The organism is Clostridiales bacterium (genome assembly GCA_017961515.1).
Lineage (GTDB): Bacteria > Bacillota > Clostridia > Acetivibrionales > RGIG10202 > RGIG10202.
Window position 1 is genome coordinate 1 of the sequence record JAGCXC010000033.1, and the last position, 24,505, is coordinate 24,505.

Sequence of the window (24,505 nt, forward strand, 5' to 3'; positions counted from 1 at the left end):
GAAAATCCTCGTGTCGCTGGTTCGATTCCGGCTCTGGGCACCAAATGGGCGGGTTTAACTCAGTGGTAGAGTGTCACCTTGCCAAGGTGAAAGTCGCGAGTTCGAGTCTCGTAACCCGCTCCAGGGTCCTGGCGCCATAGCCAAGTGGTAAGGCAGAGGTCTGCAAAATCTTTATCCCCAGTTCGAGTCTGGGTGGCGCCTCCAATGCATGTGCGGCATTCTTTAGAGAATGTCGCTTTTGGTGAATGTAGATATTTAGTAGAGGGGGGAGAGTAGTGGATTATGTCGAGGATTAAGAAAAGCGTTTTAACAATAGTTTGTGTGTTGCTTTTAGTAGTGTTGGTGTTTTTCGGTGGTTCAGTATACGCGTTGAGAAAAGTGTTATTAGTAGATACAGAAAAGACCAAGAGCAATGGCGAGAGTTTTCTTAAAAAGAATGGAATAAGCACAGAGCAGATTTTGCGTGGTTTGAGAGAAAAGAAAAAGAAAGTATTTCTAAAGTCGAGGTATGGACATGTTATACCAGTAGAGTACATGATTAGTGACAAGGGATATGATAATTTGACTGTGGTGCTGGTACATGGACACAGTATGAGTTTAGAGTCTATGTATCCCATAGCAAAGACGTTGTTAGATAATAATATAAATGTGGTATTATATGATCAACGTTCGCATGGGGAGAATACGGCGGGGGTAGTAACTTTTGGCTATTATGAGAAGGATGATCTTATGGATGTTATCGATTATGTAAAGAAGAAGATGAAAAAAAAGAATGCTATAGGATTATTGGGTCAGTCGATGGGTGCCGCAACCGTGGGATTTTATTCTGGAACAGATCATGCAAAGAAAAATGTTGATTTTGTTATTTTAGACTGTCCTTATAATAATATGAGATCAATAATAAGAAATACAGCCATAAGACAGGGATACAAGAAGTTAGGAATTGATTTGTTGATAAAAATTTCCAGTATTGCTAATGAAAAATATTTAAAATTTTCTTTTGATGATGTTGATATAGCAAAAGCTATTGAAAACAGCGACATACCTACATTAATTTATGAAGCCAAATTTGATAGGACGTGTCCTTATTATATGGCAGATGAAGTCTTCGATGGAATAAAACACAATAATAAGGAAAAGGTAATGTTAGAAAAAAGTGAGCACATAAAGGGGTTCTACATAGAAAGAGAAAAATATGTAGATACTTTATTAAGTTTTATTAACAAGTATGGAAGGGATTGATAGTAAGATGAATAGTTTATTAGAAAAATTTAAGATTAAGGAAATACCATTTACGACAATTATATCTGTGGTATTGTTGACATTAGTTTGTTTAACACTTATAAAAATGATATTGAAGCTTGTTGACAGGTGTTTAAAAAAATCACGAATAGAAAGAAGCTTACATACATTTATAAAGACAACAATAAAAATAGGATTATATTTTTTGGCTGCTTTGGTTATAAGTGAAAAATTAAACATAGGAATAAAATCGTTTGTAGCACTGTTTAGTGTTTTAGGTTTAAGTTTTTCTTTGGCATCTCAAGGTTTATTGTCTAATGTTGCTGGTGGGATAACTACATTAATAACTAAACCTTTTGTTGTAGGAGATTTCGTTGAAATTGGTGGTGCAAAAGGTGTTGTTATTGATATAGATTTTGTACATACCAAAATAAATTCAGGCGATAACGAAATAGTATCAATACCAAATTCGCAGGTTGCAACTGCTAGGATATCAAATTATACAGTAAAAGATGATAGAAGAGTAGATCTTGAGGTAACAGCATCATATGATGATGATATTGAAAAGGTTAAATCATCTATAAATTATGTTATTAGAAAAAATAATATGGTTTTGCAAGAGAAACCAGTTTTTGTTAGGGTGAAAGAATATAAAGATAGCGGTATTAGTTATATAGTGAAAGTATGGGCTAAGAATGAATATTTTAATGATGTTTACCATGATTTATTAGAGGGAATAAAGAAAAAGTTTGATGAGGATGGTATATCAATGCCATACAATCAATTAGAAGTAAAAATAAAGAGTTAATGAAGGATATTAAAAGGAGAGGACCAAAAGTGATTTTGTTAAGATTCTCCTTTTACCATAGTGGCGTATTTAGCTTAAATTTTGATGGCTTGGTATGAAGCAAAAAAAATAAAATGAGGGGTTGACAAACCATAGATTTTGGTATACAATCTTTCTTGCAGGTGATTGAGGTATGCCGAAGTGGTGAAATTGGCAGACGCACTGGACTCAAAATCCAGCGGTAGCGATACCATGTCGGTTCGAGTCCGACCTTCGGCACCATCGTTTGGTGATAATTGGGTGAAGGGCACACCCGTTCCCATTCCGAACACGGAAGTTAAGCTTCAAACCGCCGACAATACTTGAGTGGAGACGCTCTGGGAAAATAGGTAGTTGCCAAACATAAGTTTTGAAAAAGGGGGTTGTCTAGATGTGTCTAGGCAACTCTTTGGTTTAAGGGGGCTTTGCAAAAGATAACACAGTTGATAGATAGTGTAAACAAATTTGCAAAAGTAATTAAAAGGGGATTGAGGTAGAAAATTTATGAAAAGATTTGTATCTATTATGTGTGTATTGAGTTGTGTTATGCTTAGCGCGTGTGTTGTAAATAATGATAAAAAATTTACAACAAACAAGATTAAGGTATGCACGAGTTTTTGCACAGTGTATGATTTTGTACAAAAAATAGGTGGAGACAAAGTGGAAATAGTAAATATTGTACCATATGGGGTTGAACCTCATGATTGGGAACCTAATCCAAAGGATTTAGTTTTAATAAAAAAGGCAAATTTGTTAATTTGTAATGGAAATGGTATGGAGACGTGGTTAGATAAGATAAGAAAATCAGTAAAAAATATAGAAGTAGTAGAAGCGTCTAAAGGGGTGAATTTAATAGAAGGTGATCCGCATGTTTGGTTAGATCCTATGAATGCAAAGATAGAGCTAAAAAACATATGTGATGCGCTTGTAAGGCTTGATAGTAAAAATGAAGAGTATTATAGAAAAAATTATAGCAAGTATAGCCAGAATATTTCTGAGTTGGATAATGAATATACTGAAAAGTTATATGAATGTACAAAGAAAGAAGTAGTGGTTATGCATGCTGCATTTGGCTACATGTGTAATAGATATGGGTTGGAGCAAATAGCGTTGCAGGGGGTAGCAAACGAGGGAGAGCCATCTATTAAGAGAATATCGGAGATAATAAGAGTTGTGCGGGATAGAAATATTGGTACAATATTTGCGGAGAACTCTGCGGATGAAAAAATTATGAGAACCATATCGCAAGAGACAAAAGTAAAGATTTCTAGGCTACAAACACTAGAAAATATGAGCGAAGAAGGTATAAAGAATGGACAAGATTATTTTGGTATAATGCGACGAAATTTAGATGAACTTGTTTTAGCGTTGCGTTAGAGAAGGGAGTCACTTAAATTGGATTTTGCAATTGAGGTAAAAAATTTAAGTTTTAGTTTTGGAGAAAAAAATATATTAAATAATGTTAACTTAGAAGTTAACATAGGTGATTATGTTGGAATGATAGGGCCAAATGGATCAGGTAAGAGTACGTTGGTTAAATTGCTCTTGGGAATTTATAAAAAGGATACAGGGGTTATAAAAGTTTTAGGGAAGCCTGTAGAGGAAATACAAAGAGAAGGAAGTATTGGATACATATCACAGAAGGCAAATTCATTTAATGTGGATTTTCCTGCAACGGTGTATGAGGTTGTGGGGGCAGCACTAAATCGAAGATTAAATATGTTCCAGGGGTATAATGATGAAGAAAGAAAAAAAATAGACAATGCATTGGAAATAGTAGGGCTAAAGAAACATAGAGATGATCTAATAGGCCGCTTGTCTGGAGGACAACAACAGCGCGTTTTTATAGCTAGAGCTTTGGTTAGTAATCCTAAAATTTTGTTTCTAGATGAGCCAATGGTTGGAATAGACCAAGTGTCAGAGAATGCAGTGTATTGTCTTTTGGCTGAATTAAATAGAAATATGAATATTACAATAATGATGGTGACACATGATATTGGTGCAATAACAGTGCATGCGAACAAAATTGCATGTATGGGGAATGGAACGCTAAAATTGCACAATATTGGTGAAACTTCAATTGAAGATGAAATGTCGAATTTGTATGGCTATGGAGTAAACATACATGCGCATGAACACACGTGTAAAAATTGTAGATTTAAAAATTTTGATAAAAGGAGATAGTTTAAATTGCTAGATATTTTTCAATATAGTTTTATGAACAGAGCATTTTTAGTAGGAGTGTTGATAGCGATAATTGCACCAATTATTGGAGTTATGATTGTTTTGAAGAGATATTCTATGATAGGAGATGCACTATCGCATAATACACTAGCTGGAGTTACTATGGCGATAGTGGCCAATATAAATCCGATAGTAGGTGCTTTTTTGTTTTCAATTTTGTCTGCGTTAACAATAGAGAGAATACGAAAATATTTTTCAAACTATAATGAGATGGCAATTTCCATAGTAATGTCAACTGGAGTAGGTCTAGCAGGCGTGTTGTCTGGTTTTGTAAAGGACAATGCACTGCTAAATAATTTCTTGTTCGGAAGTATAGTAGCAATATCTGATTTTGAATTATATATGATAATTGCTCTTAGTGTGTTAGTTATTTTGGTAATAACATTTTTATACAAGGATTTGTTTTACATAACATTTGATGAAGAAGGTGCTAGACTTTCTGGTGTAAAGGTTGGGGCTGTGAATTTTGTGTTTATGTTGCTTGCGGCAATAACTATTGCTATATCAGCAAGAGCAGTGGGCACATTGGTAATTTCATCACTTATGACTATTCCTGCGGCGGCGGCAATGAAAATTTCTAAAAGTTTTAAAACTACCCTACTTTACGCCATAGTTTACGCATTAGTGTCAGTGTTGATAGGAATTTTTATTTCTTTTTATGTTAATTTGAAGCCAGGAGGAACAATAGTTATGATAAGTGTTGCATTGCTTTTGTTGACAATTGCATTAACGAAAGACAAGAATAGATAAGAAAAAATATAAAAAAGTCTTGAAAAGACAGGAAGCATTAGGTAGAATATTTGATAATAGATAGATGTTTACATGCAAGAGTAGGTGCAATCGATGAAAAAATATATTAAGTTTAGAAAAAAGTAATAAAGGAAAGTTTGGGAGAATAGTAAAATGGGTAAAGATGTATTAAATAGATTTAAAGTAAGGTTTGATGATGAACCTAGGATGGAAGTAGAGTTAACAAGTTTAGCGTTTAAAAGTACAGGTGTACAGTGTGTATTAGAGCAGATAGATGTGATAGATTATACAAAAGAAGAATTGGCTAAAACATCGGATATGTTGTGTGAATTGCAGGATAAGATTTTGGATAAGGATTATGTTAAGGAGTATCTAAGAAAAACTAAAATGTATAGTCCAAAAGAGTTAGATAATGCTACAGAAGAGACTATAAAGGAAGTGCAAAATTTTTTAATACTTGAGAATAAGGACGCTAAAACGATAAAAACGGAAATAGCAAACTTGGTCAAAAAACTAGTGGATAGAGAAAAAAATATAAGTAATGCTAGGGCTAGTGATGAAGTTATAGATAAAGATTATTCTAAGATGTTAAAGGGATATAGAATTATAGCAGAAATTTTACAAAAATCGAGTTTAGATCCACACATAATACAACAAAACTTAAACATGATAGCAGCAGCAAGTAACGTATGTTCAACAGGGTGGAAGAGTACACTTATGTTGATGTTAACTCATTTTGGTGATGATATTTCAAAAAAATTTGAAGGTATCATTAGAGTAGATACTGAAAATGATGAATTAAAAAAATTATTGAAAAAGCTGTTTTATGTAGCACGAAAAACTGTTGTGGAACATATAAGCTATCAATTTCTGAGTACGCAAGCACACTATTTAGGGGAGGAAGTACATTATTTAGAGTTTTGTAAAAGTGTCTTAAATGAAAGCTACGGTTTAAATTTGGTTGACATAAATGTAGAAGACTTATTTTGGGGAGAAGAGAAAAGAGAAGACTTAAGAGAGAAAATTCTAAACTTTGTAAGTAAATGCAATATTCATGAAATCATATATGATAGGGTGTATCAACTTTTGTATGATGAATTAATGAAAAATGGAGCGGTCTATGCAAATTTAGCAGATTGGGCTAGTAAGTACATAAAAACAAATAATTTAGAAGGAGAAGTGGGAGATGTCACTGATTTTTTAATTACGTATGTCATGACTAAAGATTACAAGTTAAGATATGTTGCAATTAAAGAGATAATAGAAAGCTGTGGCTTTGTAAAATTCAATAAGTGTGAAATAGTGAAAAAAAGCATAACTGATATGGAAAGAGTTATACACGACGTAAAACTAGATGAAGAAGTTGAGGAATTAAATAGATTTGTCTTGGAAAATATCAATAACAGTGAAAAAATATCTTTCATAATAAATGCAGTTATAAATTTTAAAAATTATGATGTATTAAGTGGTGCTACAATAAAAGCACTTGCTGATGCCAATAAGGCTATTGTGATAAATTATATAGCTAAGACCCAAAAATATCATTTGTTGATGGAAAAAGATATGAAAAGGGTTGTTGCTGTAGCATTGGAAACGAGTAGAATATTTTTTGCTTGGTGTTATGGATATAAGGATTTAGAGATAGTAAGATTTTGGTTAGATTATATGGAAAAAGAAGATCTGAAAAGAAAAATGGAAAATGGAGGGACTTTACTTACTTATGCCATCAATAAGGGGGCACCATTAGATGTAGTAAAATTATTAGTAAAAGCAGGTTCAAATGTAAATGAAAAGGACAGAAGGGGCTGGACTTCGTTAATTCATGCGATTTGCAGAAGAGAGTCTCTTGATGTGATAGAATTTTTACTGGAAGAAGGAGCAAATGTAAATGATGTTGAATTTTTGAAACGTACGCCACTTGTGCTTGCATTGAATTCAAGAAGGTCTATTGATGTAATAAAGTTATTATTAGATAAAGGGGCGAGGGTGGATATAAAGGATATTTACGGAGGAGATGCCTTAATTTATGCTGTTAGTATCAAGTTTCCTGTTGATATAATAAAATTATTATTAGATAAAGGAGCAGACGTTAATTCCAAAGATAAAACAGGAATGAACGCGTTTTTGTATGCAATAAGAAATAGAGCAGATGATAAAGTGATAAAATTGTTGTTAGATAGAGGAGCGGATGTAAATACAAAAGATGAAAAAGGGATAACTCCGCTTGTATATGCTATTTTAAATAAACTATCTGATGAGTTGATATTGAATTTAATAGATAAAGGTGCAAATGTGAATGAAAATGATAACGGTAATATTACGCCAATTATATATGCAGTTGTTTGCAAAGCTTCGATTGAAGTTATAAAAGCGTTAATAGACAAAGGCGCAAACGTGAATGCGGAATATGATGAAGGTGAAACTTTACTTATGTGTGCAGTTTCTAGTAGTACATCTTTGGAAGTTGTAAATTTATTGATAGATAAAGGGGCAGATGTTAATGCCAAGAATAAAGAGGGAACAACAGTTTTAATGTATGCTGTTTGTGGATATAATGCAAAATTTGTAGAATTGTTATTGAAGAAGAAGGTTTTGATTAATGAAAAAAATAATGAAGGGGAAACTGCTTTGGATATAGCAAGAAAGGAAGGTAAGGTGGAAATAGTAAATATGCTAGAGGAGAGGCAAAGACAATTAATTAATGTACCGAAGGAGGAATTGCCAAAGAAGAGAAGAAAATTTGAAAAGAATAAGTAGAAAGATGTAACTTAAAGATGTTAAAAGACAGAAAGAGAGGTAATGAAAGATGTGGAGTTTTTTAAGAAAAGCATCAGCAGAAGAAGTGAAAAATTGGGTAGAAAAAGGGGCAGACGTTAATAAAATAAATGAAAAAGATGGATGGACGCCGCTTGTGTATGCGATTGTTGGAGAAGCGTCAATTGATGTTATAGAAGAATTGATAGAAACTGGAGCAGATGTTAATGTAAAAATTAAGTTTGATTGGACACCACTTATGTATGCCATTATTAGCGGAGCACCTGACGAAGTGATAGATAAACTTTTGATTAAAGGAGCAGATGTGAATGCAAAGGATCAAGGTGGATGGACACCGCTTATACACGCAGTTAATAAAGGAAGAATTAGTGTAATAGGAAAGTTGGTACTACATGGAGCTAGAGTTAATGAGAAGGCTCTTAATGGATGGACATCACTTATGCATGCTGTTAAAAACATAGATTTAGAATGTGTAAGAGAATTATTAAAATATAATGTTAACTTAGATGAAAAAAATGATTATGAAGAGACAGCATTAGATCTTGCTAAAAAAATAGAAATTAGTAAGTTGCAAGATGCAGTAAAAGAACCAGATATAGAAAAAATATTATATGAAATTGAGAATTTAAAAGATATAAAAATAAAAATAGAAGAAGAAGAAAAGGAAAGGCGACCTAAAAGGCTTAGTAATATAAAACAAGAAGAATTGCCTGATAAGAAAAGGAGACAAATCCACACCAAGAAAATGTAAAATAAAGAAGAAAAATGAAAAAAAGTATTGACAAGTCAAATTATATACTATATACTTTCAAAAGAGATAAATGACATATACTGTAAAATAAAGAAGAAAAATGGGGGTATTTTAAAATGAAAAATATAAGAAAAGTTATTTTATCACTGATTGTAGTATGTAGTATATTATTTTGCTGTGCGTCTCCCGTATCGGCAGAGTACTTGTACACAGGATATACATTCACAAGGAAGAATAATATTAAAATTCCGGCGTACACATGTAAGTTATATAAAGATAGTGTTTTGCATGAGAGGGAGTTGGTTGTAGCCTCACCTACGCTAAAGCATATAAAAGGTATAGAAACTAAATTAGATTTTTATAATGATGTGAAATATCCAGGAGAGTACACAAGGATATATAATATACATTTAACTGGAAAGGATAAATCATGGGCCTCAAGAGAGGTGTTGAGATATATAGGAGAAGGTACATATATACAGCCTAATTTTTTCAGTGCAGCGAAATATCCAGGAAAAATATTAAAGGATGAACCTTCAGGGTATTATAGATTGTCATTGTGCCAGAAATTTATGAAGTTTAAAGTTGTGATGCTTCGAAATAATGGATCAATTGCTGAAGAAATAGAAGTATATGCTCCATTAGGAGAGAGTTATTTAAAAGAGACCTATCAAGGAAGGCTTAAGAAAGCAGAACATATATCTTAAAATTGGTGAAAATCCCCTCACCTTTGTGGGTGATGGGAGGAGTCGCCAGAAATGTGAGGGGCAAGAAGAAAATTATCCAAGATAGTATAAAAAAGTTTGAGAAATAGGTATAAGAAGAAAATGGGTTAAGGCAACACTGGAAAGTCGCAAATTGATTCAATAACAGCGCATACGCGTGCCTTTGGTCGTGTGAGGGTTTACTAAATATAAAAGCAATGTCAAAAGTTTTGAATTTGGGCAAATCAGTATGTGATAATAGATGGAGAGTGTTTGTTATATTTCTAAAATACAAGTTAGAAGAGACGGAAAAAAGATTCTTTTTAAAGTTTTGTTCAGAATGTAAAAGAGAAAATGGTGAGGAGTAAATAGGGGAGAATATTGCGAGGAAGACAAAAAAAGTATAAAATTAACTTGCAAACTTTTAGGTTAAGTGATATACTACATAGGTCATGAGAAAACGAGAGAGATGTTTTCCTTGCTCTATATGATATTATAGGGCCTTTGAGACCAAGAGGAGGTGAGATGTTATGAAAAGAAATTATGAAACTATATTTGTTCTTCTTCCTACATTAGGAGAAGAAGGTACAAAAGAAGTTGTAGAGAAGTTTAAAAGTTTTATAGAGAAAAATGCAACTTTAGGGGTCTTTGATGAGTGGGGTAATAAAAAATTAGCTTATTCAGTTGGAGATAATACAGAAGGATATTACATATATTCAACTTTTGAGGCAGAACCTACGTTCCCACAGGAGTTGGAGAGAGTGTACAAAATAAGTGAAGAAGTTATAAAATTTATAGTAGTTAAAAAAGACAGGTAGGGTGAAGAGATGAACAAGATTATTTTGATGGGAAGGTTAACGAAAGATCCAGAACTTAGTTATACTACCAACACAAATACAGCTGTTTGTAAATTTACGCTAGCGGTGAATAGAAGATTTTCTAGACCCACAGATGAAGTAAGAGCAGACTTTTTACCTATTGTGACTTGGACAAAAACTGCAGAGTTTTGTTCAAAGTATTTTAAAAAAGGTCAGCAAGTTGCGATTGTAGGTAGAGTAGAGACAAGAAACTGGACTGATCAAGAAGGAAGAAAGCATTATGTGACTGAAGTGATAGGTGAAGAAGCATATTTTGCTGAGGGAAGAAGAGCTGATGGAGCAGAGTTATTTGATAATAATGAGAATGTAGAAGGCAAGGATGAAGCGAAATCGCAAAATGATGGTTTTTATGCCATGGATGAGGAAGATGATGATTTGCCATTCTAGATCTTGGGTTTTTAGTATTTGAGTTTTGAAATGGAGGGGAGTGAAAGAGATGCAGAATGCGAAAAAAGAGAAGAGTAAGGATTACGATAAAAGTGATGCAAAAGGCGGCATTAGGATAAAGAAGACTAGAAAAAAGGTTTGTCCTTTTTGTTCAGATAAAGTTGATTACATAGATTATAAAGATATAGCTAAACTAAAGAAGTTTGTATCAGAGAGAGGGAAAATACTTCCAAGAAGAATAACAGGATGTTGTGCAAAACATCAACGTCAATTAACTTTAGCTATAAAAAGAGCAAGACAAATTGCGCTTTTAGCGTATGTAGTTGAGTAATAATCTAAATTTTAATATGTTCTCTCACTTCTGCAAGCGTTTAAAGCAATAGAGGTTGGGAGGACGAATTTAGATTAAAGGGATTTGATTATGGCTATGGGGTTTTTATGGGTAGCAATAGTTAGAATGAAGCGTTTTGTTAAGCTATAACTTAAGATGGTAAAGTAAAAATCTTTGGTGTATAGTATTGACTTTTAGGGGAAATTTTGATAGTATTATCGACGGGTGCTGTGTATTGATAGTGCCGTAGTGTGAGTTGGCTAATGGTGTTAAGAAAGTTTTTGTTGTTGATAGTATAAGGAGAGGTGGCTGAGCTGGCCTAAGGCGCACGATTGGAAATCGTGTGAACGCTAATACCGTTCCGAGGGTTCGAATCCCTCTCTCTCCGCCATAGAGTATATTGGGATACACCTTTTAGTGTTACTTTTGATTGTAGCATTGAAAGGTGTATCTTTTTTGGTAATAAATAGATCTTAAGTATAGGTAGGAAGGTTTTACAATACAAATAGTAAAAATTCTGATCTAATTCTTTTTTAGAATATGTCACAAAAATTAATTCGGTTGAAGCCACGATCATTTAGGGTTGGGGTAATTGATTTTTGGAAGAGAGATAAAATAGGTAAAAAAAAAGTGGGAGAAAAACTAAAATAAAGTTTTCTCCTACTGAATACTACATGAAAAACTCTTACACATTGCCGTCTATGATTGCTCTTATGCAGTCAGGACATATATTTCTACCTTTAAATACAGAAACATCCTTTGCGTTTCCACAGAAAATACATGCAGGCTCATATTTTTTCAAAATGATGTTATTTCCATCAATGAAAATCTCAAGGGCATCTCTCTCTGCTATGTCTAGAGTTCTCCTCAATTCGATAGGCAAAACAACTCTACCCAATTCATCGACTTTGCGAACGATACCTGTTGACTTCATAACTCTACCCTCGCTGTTGTCCTACCAACAGCTCTATCCTTTCCGAAAAGATAATAAACTTCTGTAGTAGTTTAAGACCTTTCTATTTTTTTAGTATACTTCTTTAAAACCAAACGTTTCTTCAGAAGCAAGAGCTTTTGCTTTAATACACAATAATCACAAAACTAAGCGACACTACAGATCGCAATGATAACTGCATTTTCGACTACTCATTCTAACATATTTCAAAATGAATAGAAATTCGTCAAAAGCTATATTAACAGAATACACTAAAAAATGGAGATTGTCAATATTTCTTTCAAATTTTTGTAATAAGTTGCAATTTTTTTTAAAAGTATGTCGAAATAGGCATTGGAGGCTAATCTTTGGCATATATATTTCCAAGATATAAGGCAAAAGGTGAGAAAAATGTTAAATTTTATTTGGGCTGGGATGTTATTAACAGGGATTTTTTTGGGATTTATTAATGGAAGATTAGATCAAATTACAAATACTATTTTTGATAGTAGTAAAAATGCAGTAAACCTAAGCGTTGCATTATTGGGAGCGATCAGTTTATGGTCTGGGATTATAAATATAGCAGAGAAGAGTGACATATTAAAAAATTTATCGCGGATGTTAGAACCTGTGATAAATTTTCTTTTTCCTAGTATTCCCAAAGATCATAATGCAAGGAAAAGTATAGTTATGAATTTAACAGCAAATTTTTTGGGTTTAGGCAATGCGGCGACTCCATTTGGGATAAAAGCAATGAAAGAATTACAAGATATAAATACAAATAAAAATGAATGTAGTTATGCTATGTCAATGTTTTTGATACTAAATAGTGTTGGTTTTCAGCTTATTCCGTCAACAATGATATCAATAAGATCATCAATGGGAGCGAAAAATCCATCAGATATAGTGTATGTTGTATGGATAGTATCTATAGTTGCCGTGTTTTTTGCAGTGGTATTAACAAGGTTAATGAATAAATTATGGAGGTGATATAAAATGTTGGCGATACCAATTATAATAGTGCTAATTATAGTTATAGCCCTATATAAGAAAGTGGATATATTTAACGAATTTATAAAAGGGGTAAAATTTGGAGCTAATACAGTATTTAACATTTTTCCTTCACTTTTGGGGCTAATTGTTGCGATAGATGTATTCAGAATATCGGGAGCAATGGACGGGATAATCTCTTTTTTAAAACCCATATCTAAGATATTTAATATACCAAAAGAAATTTTGCCATTAGTATTGTTAAGACCAGTTTCAGGTAGTGCATCACTTGCAATGGTATCCGAGCTGATGAAAGAGTATGGAGTAGATTCTTTTATAGGAAAAGTTTCATCAGTGTTGATGGGATCAACAGAAACAATATTATATACATTATCTATATATCTAGGTAGTATTGGTATAAAAAAAATAAAATACACGTTATTAGTTGCGATAACAGTAGAATTAATAAGTGTATTGATAGCAATCAGATGTTGTAAAATTTTTTTCTTAAAATAAAAAAAGCTGGTGCCCTAAGCAGGAATCGAACCCGCATTAATAGAACCGGAATCTATTGTCATATCCATTAGACCATTAGGGCTAACACCAAAACTTGCGATAGGCTTTATGCCTATCAGTCTGGTTTAAAAATCGATATAGCAAGTGGTGGCACAGAAAGTTTTGCTGAAAATGGTCTGTTGTGAAAGCAAACATCCTCGGCCCAAATACCATCAGGATGACAAACCCCGCTACCACCGTACTTATCGTCATCACTACAAAATATTTCATGATAGTGACCAGACTTTGGTAGACCAATTCTATAATCATTATACACCATTGGAGTGAAATTGCAAATAATAATTAGGAAATCATTACAGTCAAGCGCTTTCCTGATGAAACAAATTACGCTGTGATTATTGTCATTGCAGTCTATCCATTCAAATCCATCATAAGTGAAATCTACTTCATGAAGAGACTTTTGTGAGCGGTATAAAAAGTTTAGATCTTTAATGTATGCATTAATTTTATTATGGTATTCAAACTTTAGTAAATGCCAATCTAAGCTTTTAGTATAATTCCACTCATCGAATTGTGCAAAATCATTTCCCATGAACAGCAATTTTTTGCCTGGGTGACAAAACATAAAGCCATAGCAAGCTCTAAGCCCTGCAAATTTTTGCCAATAATCACCGGGCATCTTATTTATCATAGATCCTTTTTGGTGTACGACTTCATCATGAGAAAGGACTAGGATAAAATTTTCTGAATAGGCATAAACCATAGAAAAGGTCAATAAATTATGGTGATATTTTCTATATATAGGATCAAAACTTAGATATTGCAAAAAATCATTCATCCATCCCATGTTCCATTTATATGAAAAACCTAATCCACCAACGTCAGTAGGTTTTGTAACCATCGCCCAAGATGTGGATTCTTCTGCCATCATCATTATGCCAGGGAAATATTTATAACATATAGAATTTAGGTGGCGTAAAAAATCTATAGCTTCAACATTTTCTTTCCCGCCCCATTTATTAGGAATCCATTCACCATCTTTTTTGCCGTAATCAAGATATAGCATTGATGCAACGGCATCAACTCTTAGCCCATCAATGTGATATTTGTCAAACCAAAATAGAGCATTAGCTATTAAAAAATTTTTAACCTCATGTCTGCCAAAATTAAATATAAGAGTTCCCCAGTCAGGATGTTCTCCTTGTTTAGAATTGCAATGCTCAAATAAACAAGATCCATCGAATTTAGCTAATCCGTGTTCATCTTTAGGAAAGTGTGCAGGAACCCAGTCTAAAATAACACCAATGTTATTATTGTGGCACACGTCGACAAAATATTTGAAATCAGTAGGAGTTCCATATCGGCTGGTAACAGAATAATATCCTGTTACTTGATATCCCCAAGATCCATCAAATGGATATTCGCTAATAGGCATCAATTCTATATGAGTATAGCCCATATTTTTAACATAAGACACCAATTTGTCGGCAAGGTCCCTATATGATAAGAAGGAATCACATTTAGGATAAGGCTTTTGCCAAGATCCTAAATGTACTTCATATATAGAAATAGGTTTTCTAAAATTTGTTTTAGAATCACGTTCATATATCCATGATGCATCAGACCAGTTATAATTATCCAAATCGTAAACGATAGATGCTGTCTTAGGCCGCAATTCAGAATAATTAGCGAAGGGATCAGATTTTACCAATAATTGATTATCCGAAGTTCGTATTTCAAATTTATACAACTCGCCTGATGTAACATAGGGTATAAATAATTCCCATACACCACTTTTCCCGCGATAACGCATAGGATTTCTGCGACCGTCCCATTGATTGAAAGAACCAACAACACTAACATTTTTAGCGGAAGGTGCCCAAACAGCGAATAAGGTACCAACGACATTATTTATTGTACAAATATGAGCACCTAACTTTTCATAGATTTTATAATTGTTACCCTCGTTAAATAAGTATAAATCATAGTCTGATATGACAGGTAAAAAAGAATAAGGATCAACAACATCAAAAGTATAATCATTATAGTCGGTTATTTCAAATTTATAAGAAAAGAAAACAGTATCAGTTAAAAAAACCTCGAAAAAACCATCAGGATGAATTTTTTCCATTAGATAGCGTTTATTGTCTTTTATAACGTAAAGATCTTTTGCGTTGGGCATAAAAGAACGTATAGCGAATAATCTTTTTGTAGCATCTGGAGAAGATACCTCATGAATGCCCAGCACACTAAAAGGATCAGAGTGACAAGCGTTTACGATTTTATGCACATCATAAATGGATGCAGATTGTTCCATGTTTTCACCTCGATATAATATAGTCATATATAATTTTGCCATATTTAGCGATAAAAATAACATATTTTAAAAAAAGGAGAACAAAAATATTTTCGTTCTCCTTATAATAAATATTAGTGCAATTATTTATCGAAGCCAACGTTTATGCTGTTTATGAATTCAGCGTTATTTTTTGTTTGCATTAATTTATTGACGATTATTTCAGTAACCTCGGATGTACCCATATTATTCATAGCTTTTCGTACAGTCCAAATTCCCTCTAATTCTTTTTGTGATAATAGAAGATCTTCACGTCTTGTACCAGATCTGTTTATATCAATTGCAGGGAAAATTCTCTTTTCTGACAACCGTCTGTCCAGATGAAGTTCCATATTACCCGTCCCCTTAAATTCTTCAAAAATAACATCATCCATACGACTACCTGTCTCTATCAAAGCGGTTGCTAAAACAGTGAGACTTCCACCAAATTCAATATTTCTCGCGGCGCCGAAAAACCTTTTTGGTTTGTGTAAAGCTCCTGGATCTAAACCACCAGATAATGTTCGCCCAGTAGGGGGAATAGTAAGGTTATATGCGCGAGCAAGCCTTGTTATACTGTCTAATAATATTACAACATCTTTTTTGTGTTCTACTAAGCGTTGTGCTCTATCTAAAACGATTTCAGCTACTTTTATGTGGTGTTCAGGAACCTCGTCAAAAGTAGAATAAACGACTTCACCCTTTATTGAACGTTGCATATCAGTTACTTCCTCTGGCCTCTCATCAATTAAAAGTACAATTAACTCTACATCAGGATAGTTAGTTGTAATAGCATTAGCTATTTTCTTTAAAAGAATTGTTTTACCTGCCTTAGGAGGAGAAACAATCATTCCACGTTGCCCTTTACCGATAGGAGCTATCATATCAATAAGCCTGGTAGATAGTTCTTTTGGCACAGTCTCTAAATTTATTCGTTCATTTGGGTAAATAGGTGTAAGCCTTTCGAACGGAATTCTTTTGCAGGCAACTTCAGGAGAATCTCCATTAATTGATTGTATGTATAAAAGAGCTTGAAATTTTTCACCTTCTTTAGGAACACGACTTTTTCCTTCTATTTTGTCTCCAGTTTTTAGAGAAAATCTTCTAATTTGAGATGGAGATACATACACATCTCTGGGTCCAGAAAAGAAATGAGAGCTTCGTAAGAAGCCGTAACCATCTGGAAGAACTTCTAGTATTCCGCTGACTGGACCATTATCTTCAACAGTCGCTGGATTTTGTAAAGAATCTTTTTTTTCAGAACAATCAAAGCTAGATTCTTTTTGAGTTTGCTCCTTATTTTCGAAATTGTTAGGCTGATTCTTTTTAAAAGGGAATCTTTTGGGTGATCGTGAAGGATCACTACTTTTCTTTGTAGAAGTACTAGCATCATTTTTCGAATCGTTAGAAAGATCCTTATCAAGAGATTTTTTGTGATCTTTATCGGGTTCGATAGAACTTGATGCGTTAGCAGATTGTAATAATTCGATTAATTCTTGTTTCTTAAGTCTTGAAATATTTTTAAGCCCCAACATCTTTGCAATATATCGCAAATCCTCTGTGGTTTTCTTTTCAAGGTTAATTGGTTCCATAAGCCACCGCCTTCATAACTAAAGTATTTTATATTTGTAAAAATAATAAAGCCCTAATACAAAACTAAAAACATTTTAAAGGGATACATTTAATAAAACTACATAAAAAAACAACAATCGAACAATAATGTATATTTAAACATCATACAGGACTTTATTGAAGGACAAGATCTATAACAACTAGAAAATCAAAAAACACACAAACAACAAAAGCAACATAAAATTAAAAAATATTGCCAACAAAATATTTATATGTATGAATCTAGTGTACATTCTACCTCACAAAGAATATTATAACAATAAGTTTAAATTTTGTCAATAATATTGAAATATAACAATTTTTTGACGGTAGACACACCTTACATAATAAAGGGTTCTTGCCTATGGATGTATTATAACAAATGAATATATAAAATACAAGTAAAAAAGAAAATTTGCAACCAAAAGTACGATTTTTCTAGAAAGTCGAGGTTGATATTTTTTGCTAAAGTGGGTATAATGAAAGATAGCGTATGAAAGGTAATTAATTTTGGGAGGTAAGATATGGAGTTTATAGAGCAAAAATTTCCTAGTTTGATGCATAAGAATTTTAGGATGCTATGGATACTAGAAATTTTTTCGTTGCTTGGTGTTTGGATACAAGCAACAGCACAGTCGTGGCTAGTATATAAACTTACCGACTCACCATTTTTTTTGGGGCTAGTAAGTGCGATGCAATTTACGCCGGTGTTATTATTTTCGGTGTTTGCGGGAGTTATAATAGACAAGTTTTCAAAGAGAAAAGTTTTGTTAATTACACAATATAGTTTGGCTATATTGGCTTTTTTGATGAGTGCTTTAGTAATTAGTGGATATATAAAGTATGGACATATACTAGTGTTTGCAGCACTACTTGGTATAGTGAATACATTTGATATGCCAACAAGACAATCTATAGTAATGGAGTTTGTCGGTGGCAAAGATTTAACCAATGCAGTAGCGTTAAATTCAGGTATATTTAATGTTGCTAGAATGGTTGGACCAGCTGTTGCTGGGATACTTATGCGAAAGAAGAGTATGGGATACTGTTTTTTGATAACAGCTTTATTATATATTCCAATAGTTATATTTTTGACTAAGGTTAAGACTAAAAGTCAAAAGAACGACAAAATTAACGTTTTGGGTGTGCTAAAAGATGTTGGTGATGGAATAAAATATATCCTATCTAAGAAAGAGCTTTATGTGGTTATTTTCCTTGTGGTGATAATGGGTATATTTGCGTTAAATTACAGTGTGTTTATACCAGTGTTAGCCAAAGATGTGCTTCATATGGATTCAAAAGGATATGGTAATTTGATGTCTAGTGTGGGTATAGGTGCATTTTTAGGTGCTATAGTGATGAGCCAATTAGGAAGAAGTGGGCCAAAAGTTAGTATTATATTATCAAGTCTTAGTACGATAGTAGTCGTGATTGCCATGCTTGGCTATGCGACGAACTTTTGGATGATGGCAGTTTTGCTAGTATTAACAGGATTTTGTAATAACGTATTTTTTACCAATGCCAACTCAATGCTTATGCTAAATGCAAAAGATGAGTTTAGAGGTAGGGTGATGAGTGTATATACGTTAGCTTTTTCGGGGACGTCGCCTATAGGAAATTTATTTAGTGGCATTATGATAGATAAATACAGTGCCAAGGTTGCGTTGATATCGTGTAGTGTTATAATAACGGTTGTTATAGGAACATTTCTTTTGATAGAGTGGTATTTATATAAAAAGACAAAAGCGGTTATAGTGTGATAATATATGATTTTTTGGAGGGAATTTTTATGAAAAGAGCAATTATTGTAGTGATGGATAGTGTAGGAATGGGAGCCTTGCCGGATGCACATAAGTATGGAGATGAAGGAAGCAATACATTAGGAAACATAGCAAAGGCGATACCAGGTTTTAGATTACCCAACATGCAAAAGTTGGGCTTGGGCAATATAGATGGTATGATGGGATACTCGAAAGAGGATAAACCTAATGCATCATACGGAAGGATGCGTGAGAAGTCAAAAGGAAAAGATACAACGACTGGACATTGGGAGATGGCTGGAATTGTAGTACAAAGACCGTTTCCTACATACCCTAATGGTTTTCCAAAGAGTTTAATAAAAGAATTTGAAAAGGCGATAGGGACAAAAGTTATAGGTAATTATCCTACATCGGGTACAGTTATAATAAACGAGTTGGGAGATGAACATGTAAAAACAGGATATCCAATAGTGTATACATCTGCTGACAGTGTATTCCAGATTGCGGCACACGAGGGAGTAATACCATTAGACAGATTATATGAGATGTGTAGAATTGCAAGGAAGATGTTGAATGGGGAAAATGCAGTTGGTAGAGTAATAGCAAGGCCATTTGTTGGGACGAGCGGGAATTATACAAGGACAACAAATAGACATGATTTTTCTTTGAATCCAATAGAAAGAACAGTGTTAGATGCGTGTAGCGAAAAGGGATATAGAGTAAAAGCTGTGGGGAAAATACAGGATATATTCAATAAAAAAGGCATAACAGATGCGGTTCACACAAAAAACAATATGGATGGTGTGGATAAGACAATAGATTATATGAAAGAAGATTTTAAAGGAATAATATTTACCAATTTGGTTGACTTTGATATGTTATATGGGCATAGAAATGACGTGGAAGGTTATGCTAATGCGTTGACAATGCTAGATAATAGAATACCAGAAATCTTGAATAATCTAAAGGATGAGGATTTATTAATTTTTACAGCAGATCATGGATGTGATCCCACATTCAAAGGAACTGATCACACACGAGAGTATGTTCCGTTGTTGGTATGCGGAAAGAAATTTAAGAATTGGGTAGACTTAGGCACAAGGGAAGGTTTTATTGATTTGGCAGAAACGATATCGGAGTATTTGTCATTAGAAGAAACGTTTGGTGGCAAAAGTTTTTTGCATGAAATAGAGCAAAGGTAGAGATGTTATGAGTGAGAGCATATTAAATAAAAGCATAGAGATTATAAAAGGTATAGGTGCGATACGGCTAAAACAGTTTAGAGTGTTGGGGATAAGAAATATTGGTGATTTAATTACATATTATCCTAGAGCATACGAAGATAGAACTGTTATAAAAAAAATATCCGATTTAATTGAGGGCGACAATTGTTCCTTTATAGGAACGGTGTCGTCTTTTGAACGTGATGTTCGCATTAGAAAAATGGCATTGTATAAAGTGAAAGTTAAGGATAATACATCTCAAATAACTTTAGTTTTTTTTAATCAACACTATATAAGGAATGTATTTTTCGTGGGGAAGACATTTGTTTTTTATGGTAAGGTTGAGAAAAAGAGAGGGATGATTGTAGTTGAAAATCCGTCGTTTACGGAATATTCAAAAAATAAGCTAAACGATATAGCGTGTATAGTGCCGGTGTACAGTAGTACATATGGGTTGTCGCAAAATGTTATACGAAGTACGGTTGAAAAGGTATTGTCTAAATCGATAGCAAGTGTAGAGGAATTTATGCCCAAAAGTTTGCGAGATGAATTAGGGCTTGTACCAATTGATTATGCTATAAAAAATATACATATGCCAAAGACTCGCGAATATTTTGTGAAAGCTAGAAAAAGATTGGTGTTTGATGAATTTTTTTTATTACAGCTGGCATTGTTTAGTATAAAAAGAGATAATGATATTAAGAATAACGATATGAAGATGGATATAAAAGATGAGTGTAAGGAATTTATAACTAATCTTCCATTTAATTTGACCAATGCACAGAAGCGAACAATAAGAGAAGTACTTAGTAATATGAAAAGTGATAAGATGATGAATAGACTAATTCAGGGTGATGTGGGATGTGGAAAAACGATAGTTGCTATAATTGCATTGTTAAACGTAGTAAAAAACGGATATCAGGGGATAATGCTTGCACCTACAGAAATTCTAGCAAAACAGCATTATGAAACATTAACAAACATGCTTTCACCATTGGGGGTTGAAGTTGGACTAGTAGTGGGAAGAATGAAGAAGAGGGAAAAGAGACGTATTCAAGATAGAGTGATGGTTGGACAAGTTGATATAGTTGTGGGTACGCATGCAATTTTGCAAGAAGATATAGTGTTTGATAAAGTAGGATTAGTTATAACAGATGAACAACATAGGTTTGGAGTACAACAAAGAGCAACATTGGGGAAAAAAGGAGGTACGCCGCATGTGTTGGCAATGTCAGCTACTCCTATTCCTCGAACATTGTCGCTAATATTATATGGAGATTTGGATATATCGTTGATTGATGAGTTGCCACCAGAGAGAAAGACAGTTAAAACTTTGGTTATATCAGATGATAAGAGAGAGAGAATGAATAATTTCATAAGAGAGAAAGTGAAAGAGGGAAGGCAAGTATATATAGTGTGTCCATTAGTGGATGATTCGGAGAAGCAGGATTTAGAGTCTGCTAAGGGACTTTCAAAAAGGTTGATGGAGCATGATTTTAGGGATTTAAGTATAGCATTAATCCACGGGAAAATGAGAGCTAATGAAAAAAGTGAAATAATGCAAAGATTTAAAGATGGGGATATAGATATATTAGTGTCAACTACAGTGATAGAGGTAGGAGTTAATGTGCCGAATGCAAGCATAATGGTTATAGAAAATGCGGAGAGATTTGGATTATCTACATTACATCAGCTAAGAGGCAGAGTGGGAAGAGGAGATAAAGAAGCATTTTGTGTATTGATTACACAAAATGGGAGTTGTGACAATAAAAAGAGAATGGATATAATGAAGGAAACAAGTGATGGATTTGTAGTAGCCCAAAAAGATTTAGAGTTGCGAGGTATAGGTGATTTTTTTGGAACACGTCAACATGGATTGCCAGACCTAAAAATAGCTGATATATATAAAGACATAGAAATTTTGAAGAAAGCACAAATTGTGGCACAAAAGATAATGGATCAAGGTAGTGTAATGGACAAGTATCCAAAACTTATGGAGGAAGTACAAAAAAGATTTTTAAGAAAATTAAATGAGGGAATCATATTGAATTAGAGGAGGTTTGGTTTGTGAGGGTTATAGCAGGAGAAGCAAAGGGACATAAACTTGTAACATTAAAAGGAGATACAACAAGACCTACAATGGATAAGGTAAAAGGAGCAATTTTTAATATGATAGCACCTTATATGTATGATGCATCAGTGTTAGATTTGTTTGCAGGATCGGGCGCATTAGGGATAGAGGCATTAAGTAGAGGTGCTAAAAATGCAGTTTTTGTGGATAAAAGTAGAAGTAGCGTGGATATAATAAAAAAAAATTTAAATCATACAAAATTAATTGACAAAGCAACTATATTAAACGGTGACGTGGTAGAAATAGTATCTAGAGCGGAATTGGGAAACCCACACTTTGACATAATTTTCATGGATCCACCATATAATAAAAAATTTGCACAAAAAGTCTTAATTTTTTTAGAAAGTAATGGTATACTAAAAGATAGTGGTATAATAATTGTAGAACATTCAAAAGACGATGAATTACCGATGCAAATTGGCAGGCTTAGAATGACTAGGAGCAAGCAGTACGGTATTACAATTATAAGTTTCTACCAATATATTAAAGAAGAGGAGTGAAGGCGGTATGGAAATATTTTCAATACTAGATACAATAGAAGATGTAATACAAAAGAGCACAACAATGCCTTTAACAGGTAAAAATCTTGTTGATAAGGAGGAGATTTTAGAGCTTTTAAATGAAGTAAGGGCAAATCTCCCAAATGACTTAAAAGAAGCAAAAAGAATATTAGACAGAAAAGATATGATTTTAAAAGACGCACAAAAGAAAGCGGATGAGATTTTGTCTAATGTGGATAGAGCTGTTGGTATATACATAAAAGAGCATGATATAACAAAGAAGGCATATAAGCAAGCAAATGATATAGTTGAAAATGCACAAAGAAATGCAAAAGAGATAAGAACTGGTTCAAGAGAGTACGCAGAGGGTATACTAATAAAAATACAGGATATTTTGAAAGATACTATCAACGTAATAGATTCTAATCGTGAGGAGTTAAGAAACTAGAAAGAGAGAAGAGGTCTTTTATGGAGGAAAATAACAACATTAAGGATGAGGCAAAAGAGATTCCAGAAAGCAAAATTTTATTAAGATTAGAAAAAAAACTTGATAATTTAGGACTTAGAATGGAAAAAATGAAGCTTGCAGAATATGTTTCTTATTTAGAGCATCCGAGAAAGCTTATATGGGTTAACTTTATCGGAGGGGTAGCAAAGGGTTTTGGAACTATAGTGGGCTTAACAGTAGTTGCGGCACTAGCAGTTTATTTTTTAAGATTTTTGTTGACGCTTAATTTGCCGCTTATAGGTTCGTATATAGCAGAACTTATAATCTTGATACAAAAAGAACTAGGTAGGGAAGGCATGGGATTATGATAGGAATAGATTTTGATGAGTTATGTAGGCAAGGAATTCATGGAGATAGAGAACTAGGAATTCAGAGATTATTAGAAGCTACAATTGCGATGGAAAATTGGTATTTGTTGTTTGAAAAAGTAACAGATGACAATCCTAAACCTATAATTGGTAAGATTTCTGATAAATTGTGGATGTTTGGTTTTACTGATGTAAGACGGGCTAAAAATTTTTTGAGAGAAGAAGAAATGGACGCAGATATTATAAAAATTACACCAAGTGTCTGTTTGCCATGGTTAAAAAAGTATGAGGCATTTGGTGTAGTGGGAGTAAGATTTAATGAAGGGGCATTAGGTTGGTACGCTAGTATCAGAAATTTAGAGTATATGCAAAGGGAGTTAGGGTGAAAAAAATTATGGTAGAGCTACAAGAGATGACAAAAGAGGAACTTATAGCAGTTATAGATATAAAAAATTTCAAAATAAAAGAATTAGAACAAGAGATAGAATTACTAAAAGAGATTATTAAAACGAAGGCTTTTCCGGATTAGTACATTTGGCGATAGTGTATTTAAGATGTGTTTTTTAAAAGTGTGGGATTAAAAAGCTTTTAGCAAAAAAATTCCTCTTAAAAAAGAGGAATACTAAAAAAAACTATTTAGAGGAGTCATAATAACGGAAGCGTCTTTTATTCACAAAGTACGAAAATCCACTTCATATAATAAACTACTTCGCAAGCAAAATTCCACAAATCATGCGGACAAAAAAATGGTGCCCAAAGCCGGAATCGAACCAGCGACACGAGGATTTTCAGTCCTCTGCTCTA

Annotated in this window: 24 protein-coding genes, 5 tRNA genes and 1 rRNA gene; 26 read left to right on the forward strand and 4 right to left on the reverse strand. The window is 33.4% G+C overall.

All coding sequences use genetic code 11. The features are described 5' to 3' along the window. The first annotated feature begins 48 nt into the window (after positions 1 to 48). From J6Y29_02250 to J6Y29_02325, 16 genes are all read left to right on the forward strand, one after another. A tRNA-Gly gene (locus J6Y29_02250) sits at positions 49 to 123 on the forward strand. A gap of 7 nt (positions 124 to 130) precedes the next feature. Further along, positions 131 to 204, forward strand: a tRNA-Cys gene (locus J6Y29_02255). A 78-nt stretch (positions 205 to 282) separates the two neighbouring features. After that, positions 283 to 1,242: an alpha/beta hydrolase gene (locus J6Y29_02260; protein ID MBP5426708.1), complete on the forward strand. Its 960-nt coding sequence runs from the start codon at positions 283 to 285 to the stop codon at positions 1,240 to 1,242. Positions 1,243 to 1,249: 7 nt separating this feature from the next. Then, complete coding sequence (locus J6Y29_02265; protein ID MBP5426709.1) at positions 1,250 to 2,050, forward strand: mechanosensitive ion channel family protein; 801 nt, start codon at positions 1,250 to 1,252, stop codon at positions 2,048 to 2,050. A 174-nt stretch (positions 2,051 to 2,224) separates the two neighbouring features. After that, a tRNA-Leu gene (locus J6Y29_02270) sits at positions 2,225 to 2,311 on the forward strand. A 3-nt stretch (positions 2,312 to 2,314) separates the two neighbouring features. Continuing rightward, a 5S ribosomal RNA gene (gene rrf / locus J6Y29_02275) occupies positions 2,315 to 2,431 on the forward strand. Positions 2,432 to 2,572: 141 nt separating this feature from the next. After that, a complete protein-coding gene (locus J6Y29_02280) occupies positions 2,573 to 3,445 on the forward strand; it encodes a zinc ABC transporter substrate-binding protein (GenBank protein ID MBP5426710.1) in 873 nt (290 codons plus the stop codon). Positions 3,446 to 3,463: 18 nt separating this feature from the next. After that, positions 3,464 to 4,252: an ABC transporter ATP-binding protein gene (locus tag J6Y29_02285; protein ID MBP5426711.1), complete on the forward strand. Its 789-nt coding sequence runs from the start codon at positions 3,464 to 3,466 to the stop codon at positions 4,250 to 4,252. Positions 4,253 to 4,285: 33 nt separating this feature from the next. Next, the gene (locus tag J6Y29_02290; GenBank protein ID MBP5426712.1) at positions 4,286 to 5,062 is read left to right on the forward strand and encodes a metal ABC transporter permease; all 777 of its coding nucleotides are present in this window, start codon (positions 4,286 to 4,288) and stop codon (positions 5,060 to 5,062) included. Positions 5,063 to 5,215: 153 nt separating this feature from the next. Next, positions 5,216 to 7,819 (forward strand): ankyrin repeat domain-containing protein, encoded by a 2,604-nt coding sequence (locus J6Y29_02295; GenBank protein MBP5426713.1) that lies wholly within the window; start codon positions 5,216 to 5,218, stop codon positions 7,817 to 7,819. 49 nt (positions 7,820 to 7,868) lie between these two features. After that, positions 7,869 to 8,588, forward strand: coding sequence for an ankyrin repeat domain-containing protein (locus tag J6Y29_02300; GenBank protein ID MBP5426714.1), 720 nt, complete (start codon positions 7,869 to 7,871; stop codon positions 8,586 to 8,588). Positions 8,589 to 8,704: 116 nt separating this feature from the next. Continuing rightward, positions 8,705 to 9,295: a hypothetical protein gene (locus tag J6Y29_02305; protein ID MBP5426715.1), complete on the forward strand. Its 591-nt coding sequence runs from the start codon at positions 8,705 to 8,707 to the stop codon at positions 9,293 to 9,295. 527 nt (positions 9,296 to 9,822) lie between these two features. Beyond that, a complete protein-coding gene (rpsF, locus tag J6Y29_02310; GenBank protein ID MBP5426716.1) occupies positions 9,823 to 10,110 on the forward strand; it encodes a 30S ribosomal protein S6 in 288 nt (95 codons plus the stop codon). 9 nt (positions 10,111 to 10,119) lie between these two features. Further along, positions 10,120 to 10,557: a single-stranded DNA-binding protein gene (locus J6Y29_02315; protein ID MBP5426717.1), complete on the forward strand. Its 438-nt coding sequence runs from the start codon at positions 10,120 to 10,122 to the stop codon at positions 10,555 to 10,557. Positions 10,558 to 10,606: 49 nt separating this feature from the next. After that, entirely contained in the window at positions 10,607 to 10,888 is a 282-nt protein-coding gene (locus tag J6Y29_02320) for a 30S ribosomal protein S18 (GenBank protein ID MBP5426718.1), read from the forward strand. 299 nt (positions 10,889 to 11,187) lie between these two features. Further along, positions 11,188 to 11,279, forward strand: a tRNA-Ser gene (locus tag J6Y29_02325). A 294-nt stretch (positions 11,280 to 11,573) separates the two neighbouring features. Here J6Y29_02325 and J6Y29_02330 read toward each other — a convergent pair. Then, on the reverse strand, positions 11,574 to 11,822 hold the full coding sequence (locus tag J6Y29_02330) for an AbrB/MazE/SpoVT family DNA-binding domain-containing protein (GenBank protein ID MBP5426719.1): 249 nt from the start codon (positions 11,820 to 11,822) through the stop codon (positions 11,574 to 11,576). Between the two features lie 432 nt (positions 11,823 to 12,254). Here J6Y29_02330 and J6Y29_02335 point away from each other — a divergent pair, with 432 nt between their 5' ends. Both J6Y29_02335 and J6Y29_02340 read left to right on the forward strand, forming a co-directional pair. Continuing rightward, on the forward strand, positions 12,255 to 12,809 hold the full coding sequence (locus J6Y29_02335; protein MBP5426720.1) for a nucleoside recognition protein: 555 nt from the start codon (positions 12,255 to 12,257) through the stop codon (positions 12,807 to 12,809). Between the two features lie 6 nt (positions 12,810 to 12,815). Then, a complete protein-coding gene (locus J6Y29_02340) occupies positions 12,816 to 13,325 on the forward strand; it encodes a spore maturation protein (protein ID MBP5426721.1) in 510 nt (169 codons plus the stop codon). 7 nt (positions 13,326 to 13,332) lie between these two features. On the opposite strand, the gene J6Y29_02345 is transcribed toward J6Y29_02340, so the two are convergent. The 3 genes from J6Y29_02345 to rho form a co-directional block, all read right to left on the reverse strand. After that, a tRNA-Arg gene (locus J6Y29_02345) sits at positions 13,333 to 13,407 on the reverse strand. Between the two features lie 33 nt (positions 13,408 to 13,440). Next, positions 13,441 to 15,642, reverse strand: coding sequence for a 1,4-alpha-glucan branching protein GlgB (glgB, locus tag J6Y29_02350; protein MBP5426722.1), 2,202 nt, complete (start codon positions 15,640 to 15,642; stop codon positions 13,441 to 13,443). Positions 15,643 to 15,764: 122 nt separating this feature from the next. Further along, complete coding sequence (gene rho, locus J6Y29_02355; GenBank protein ID MBP5426723.1) at positions 15,765 to 17,252, reverse strand: transcription termination factor Rho; 1,488 nt, start codon at positions 17,250 to 17,252, stop codon at positions 15,765 to 15,767. Positions 17,253 to 17,795: 543 nt separating this feature from the next. Between rho and J6Y29_02360 the strand changes: the two genes are divergently transcribed. Genes J6Y29_02360 through J6Y29_02395 form a run of 8 tightly spaced genes read left to right on the forward strand, consistent with a single transcriptional unit; the run spans position 17,796 to position 24,230 of the window. Beyond that, positions 17,796 to 19,031, forward strand: a complete 1,236-nt coding sequence (locus J6Y29_02360) for an MFS transporter (GenBank protein MBP5426724.1) — start codon at positions 17,796 to 17,798, stop codon at positions 19,029 to 19,031. Between the two features lie 29 nt (positions 19,032 to 19,060). Continuing rightward, positions 19,061 to 20,233: a phosphopentomutase gene (locus J6Y29_02365; GenBank protein ID MBP5426725.1), complete on the forward strand. Its 1,173-nt coding sequence runs from the start codon at positions 19,061 to 19,063 to the stop codon at positions 20,231 to 20,233. 7 nt (positions 20,234 to 20,240) lie between these two features. Continuing rightward, positions 20,241 to 22,307 carry an ATP-dependent DNA helicase RecG gene (gene recG, locus J6Y29_02370; GenBank protein MBP5426726.1) on the forward strand — a complete coding sequence of 689 codons (2,067 nt, stop codon included), beginning with the start codon at positions 20,241 to 20,243 and terminating at the stop codon, positions 22,305 to 22,307. A gap of 14 nt (positions 22,308 to 22,321) precedes the next feature. After that, entirely contained in the window at positions 22,322 to 22,885 is a 564-nt protein-coding gene (gene rsmD, locus J6Y29_02375; protein ID MBP5426727.1) for a 16S rRNA (guanine(966)-N(2))-methyltransferase RsmD, read from the forward strand. 7 nt (positions 22,886 to 22,892) lie between these two features. Then, a complete protein-coding gene (locus J6Y29_02380) occupies positions 22,893 to 23,333 on the forward strand; it encodes an ATPase (GenBank protein ID MBP5426728.1) in 441 nt (146 codons plus the stop codon). Positions 23,334 to 23,392: 59 nt separating this feature from the next. Beyond that, positions 23,393 to 23,701, forward strand: coding sequence for a hypothetical protein (locus J6Y29_02385; protein ID MBP5426729.1), 309 nt, complete (start codon positions 23,393 to 23,395; stop codon positions 23,699 to 23,701). After that, a complete protein-coding gene (locus J6Y29_02390) occupies positions 23,698 to 24,087 on the forward strand; it encodes a hypothetical protein (GenBank protein MBP5426730.1) in 390 nt (129 codons plus the stop codon). The genes J6Y29_02385 and J6Y29_02390 overlap by 4 nt, the downstream gene beginning before the upstream one ends. Then, positions 24,084 to 24,230, forward strand: a complete 147-nt coding sequence (locus tag J6Y29_02395; protein MBP5426731.1) for a hypothetical protein — start codon at positions 24,084 to 24,086, stop codon at positions 24,228 to 24,230. The genes J6Y29_02390 and J6Y29_02395 overlap by 4 nt, the downstream gene beginning before the upstream one ends. Positions 24,231 to 24,505 lie beyond the last annotated feature (275 nt).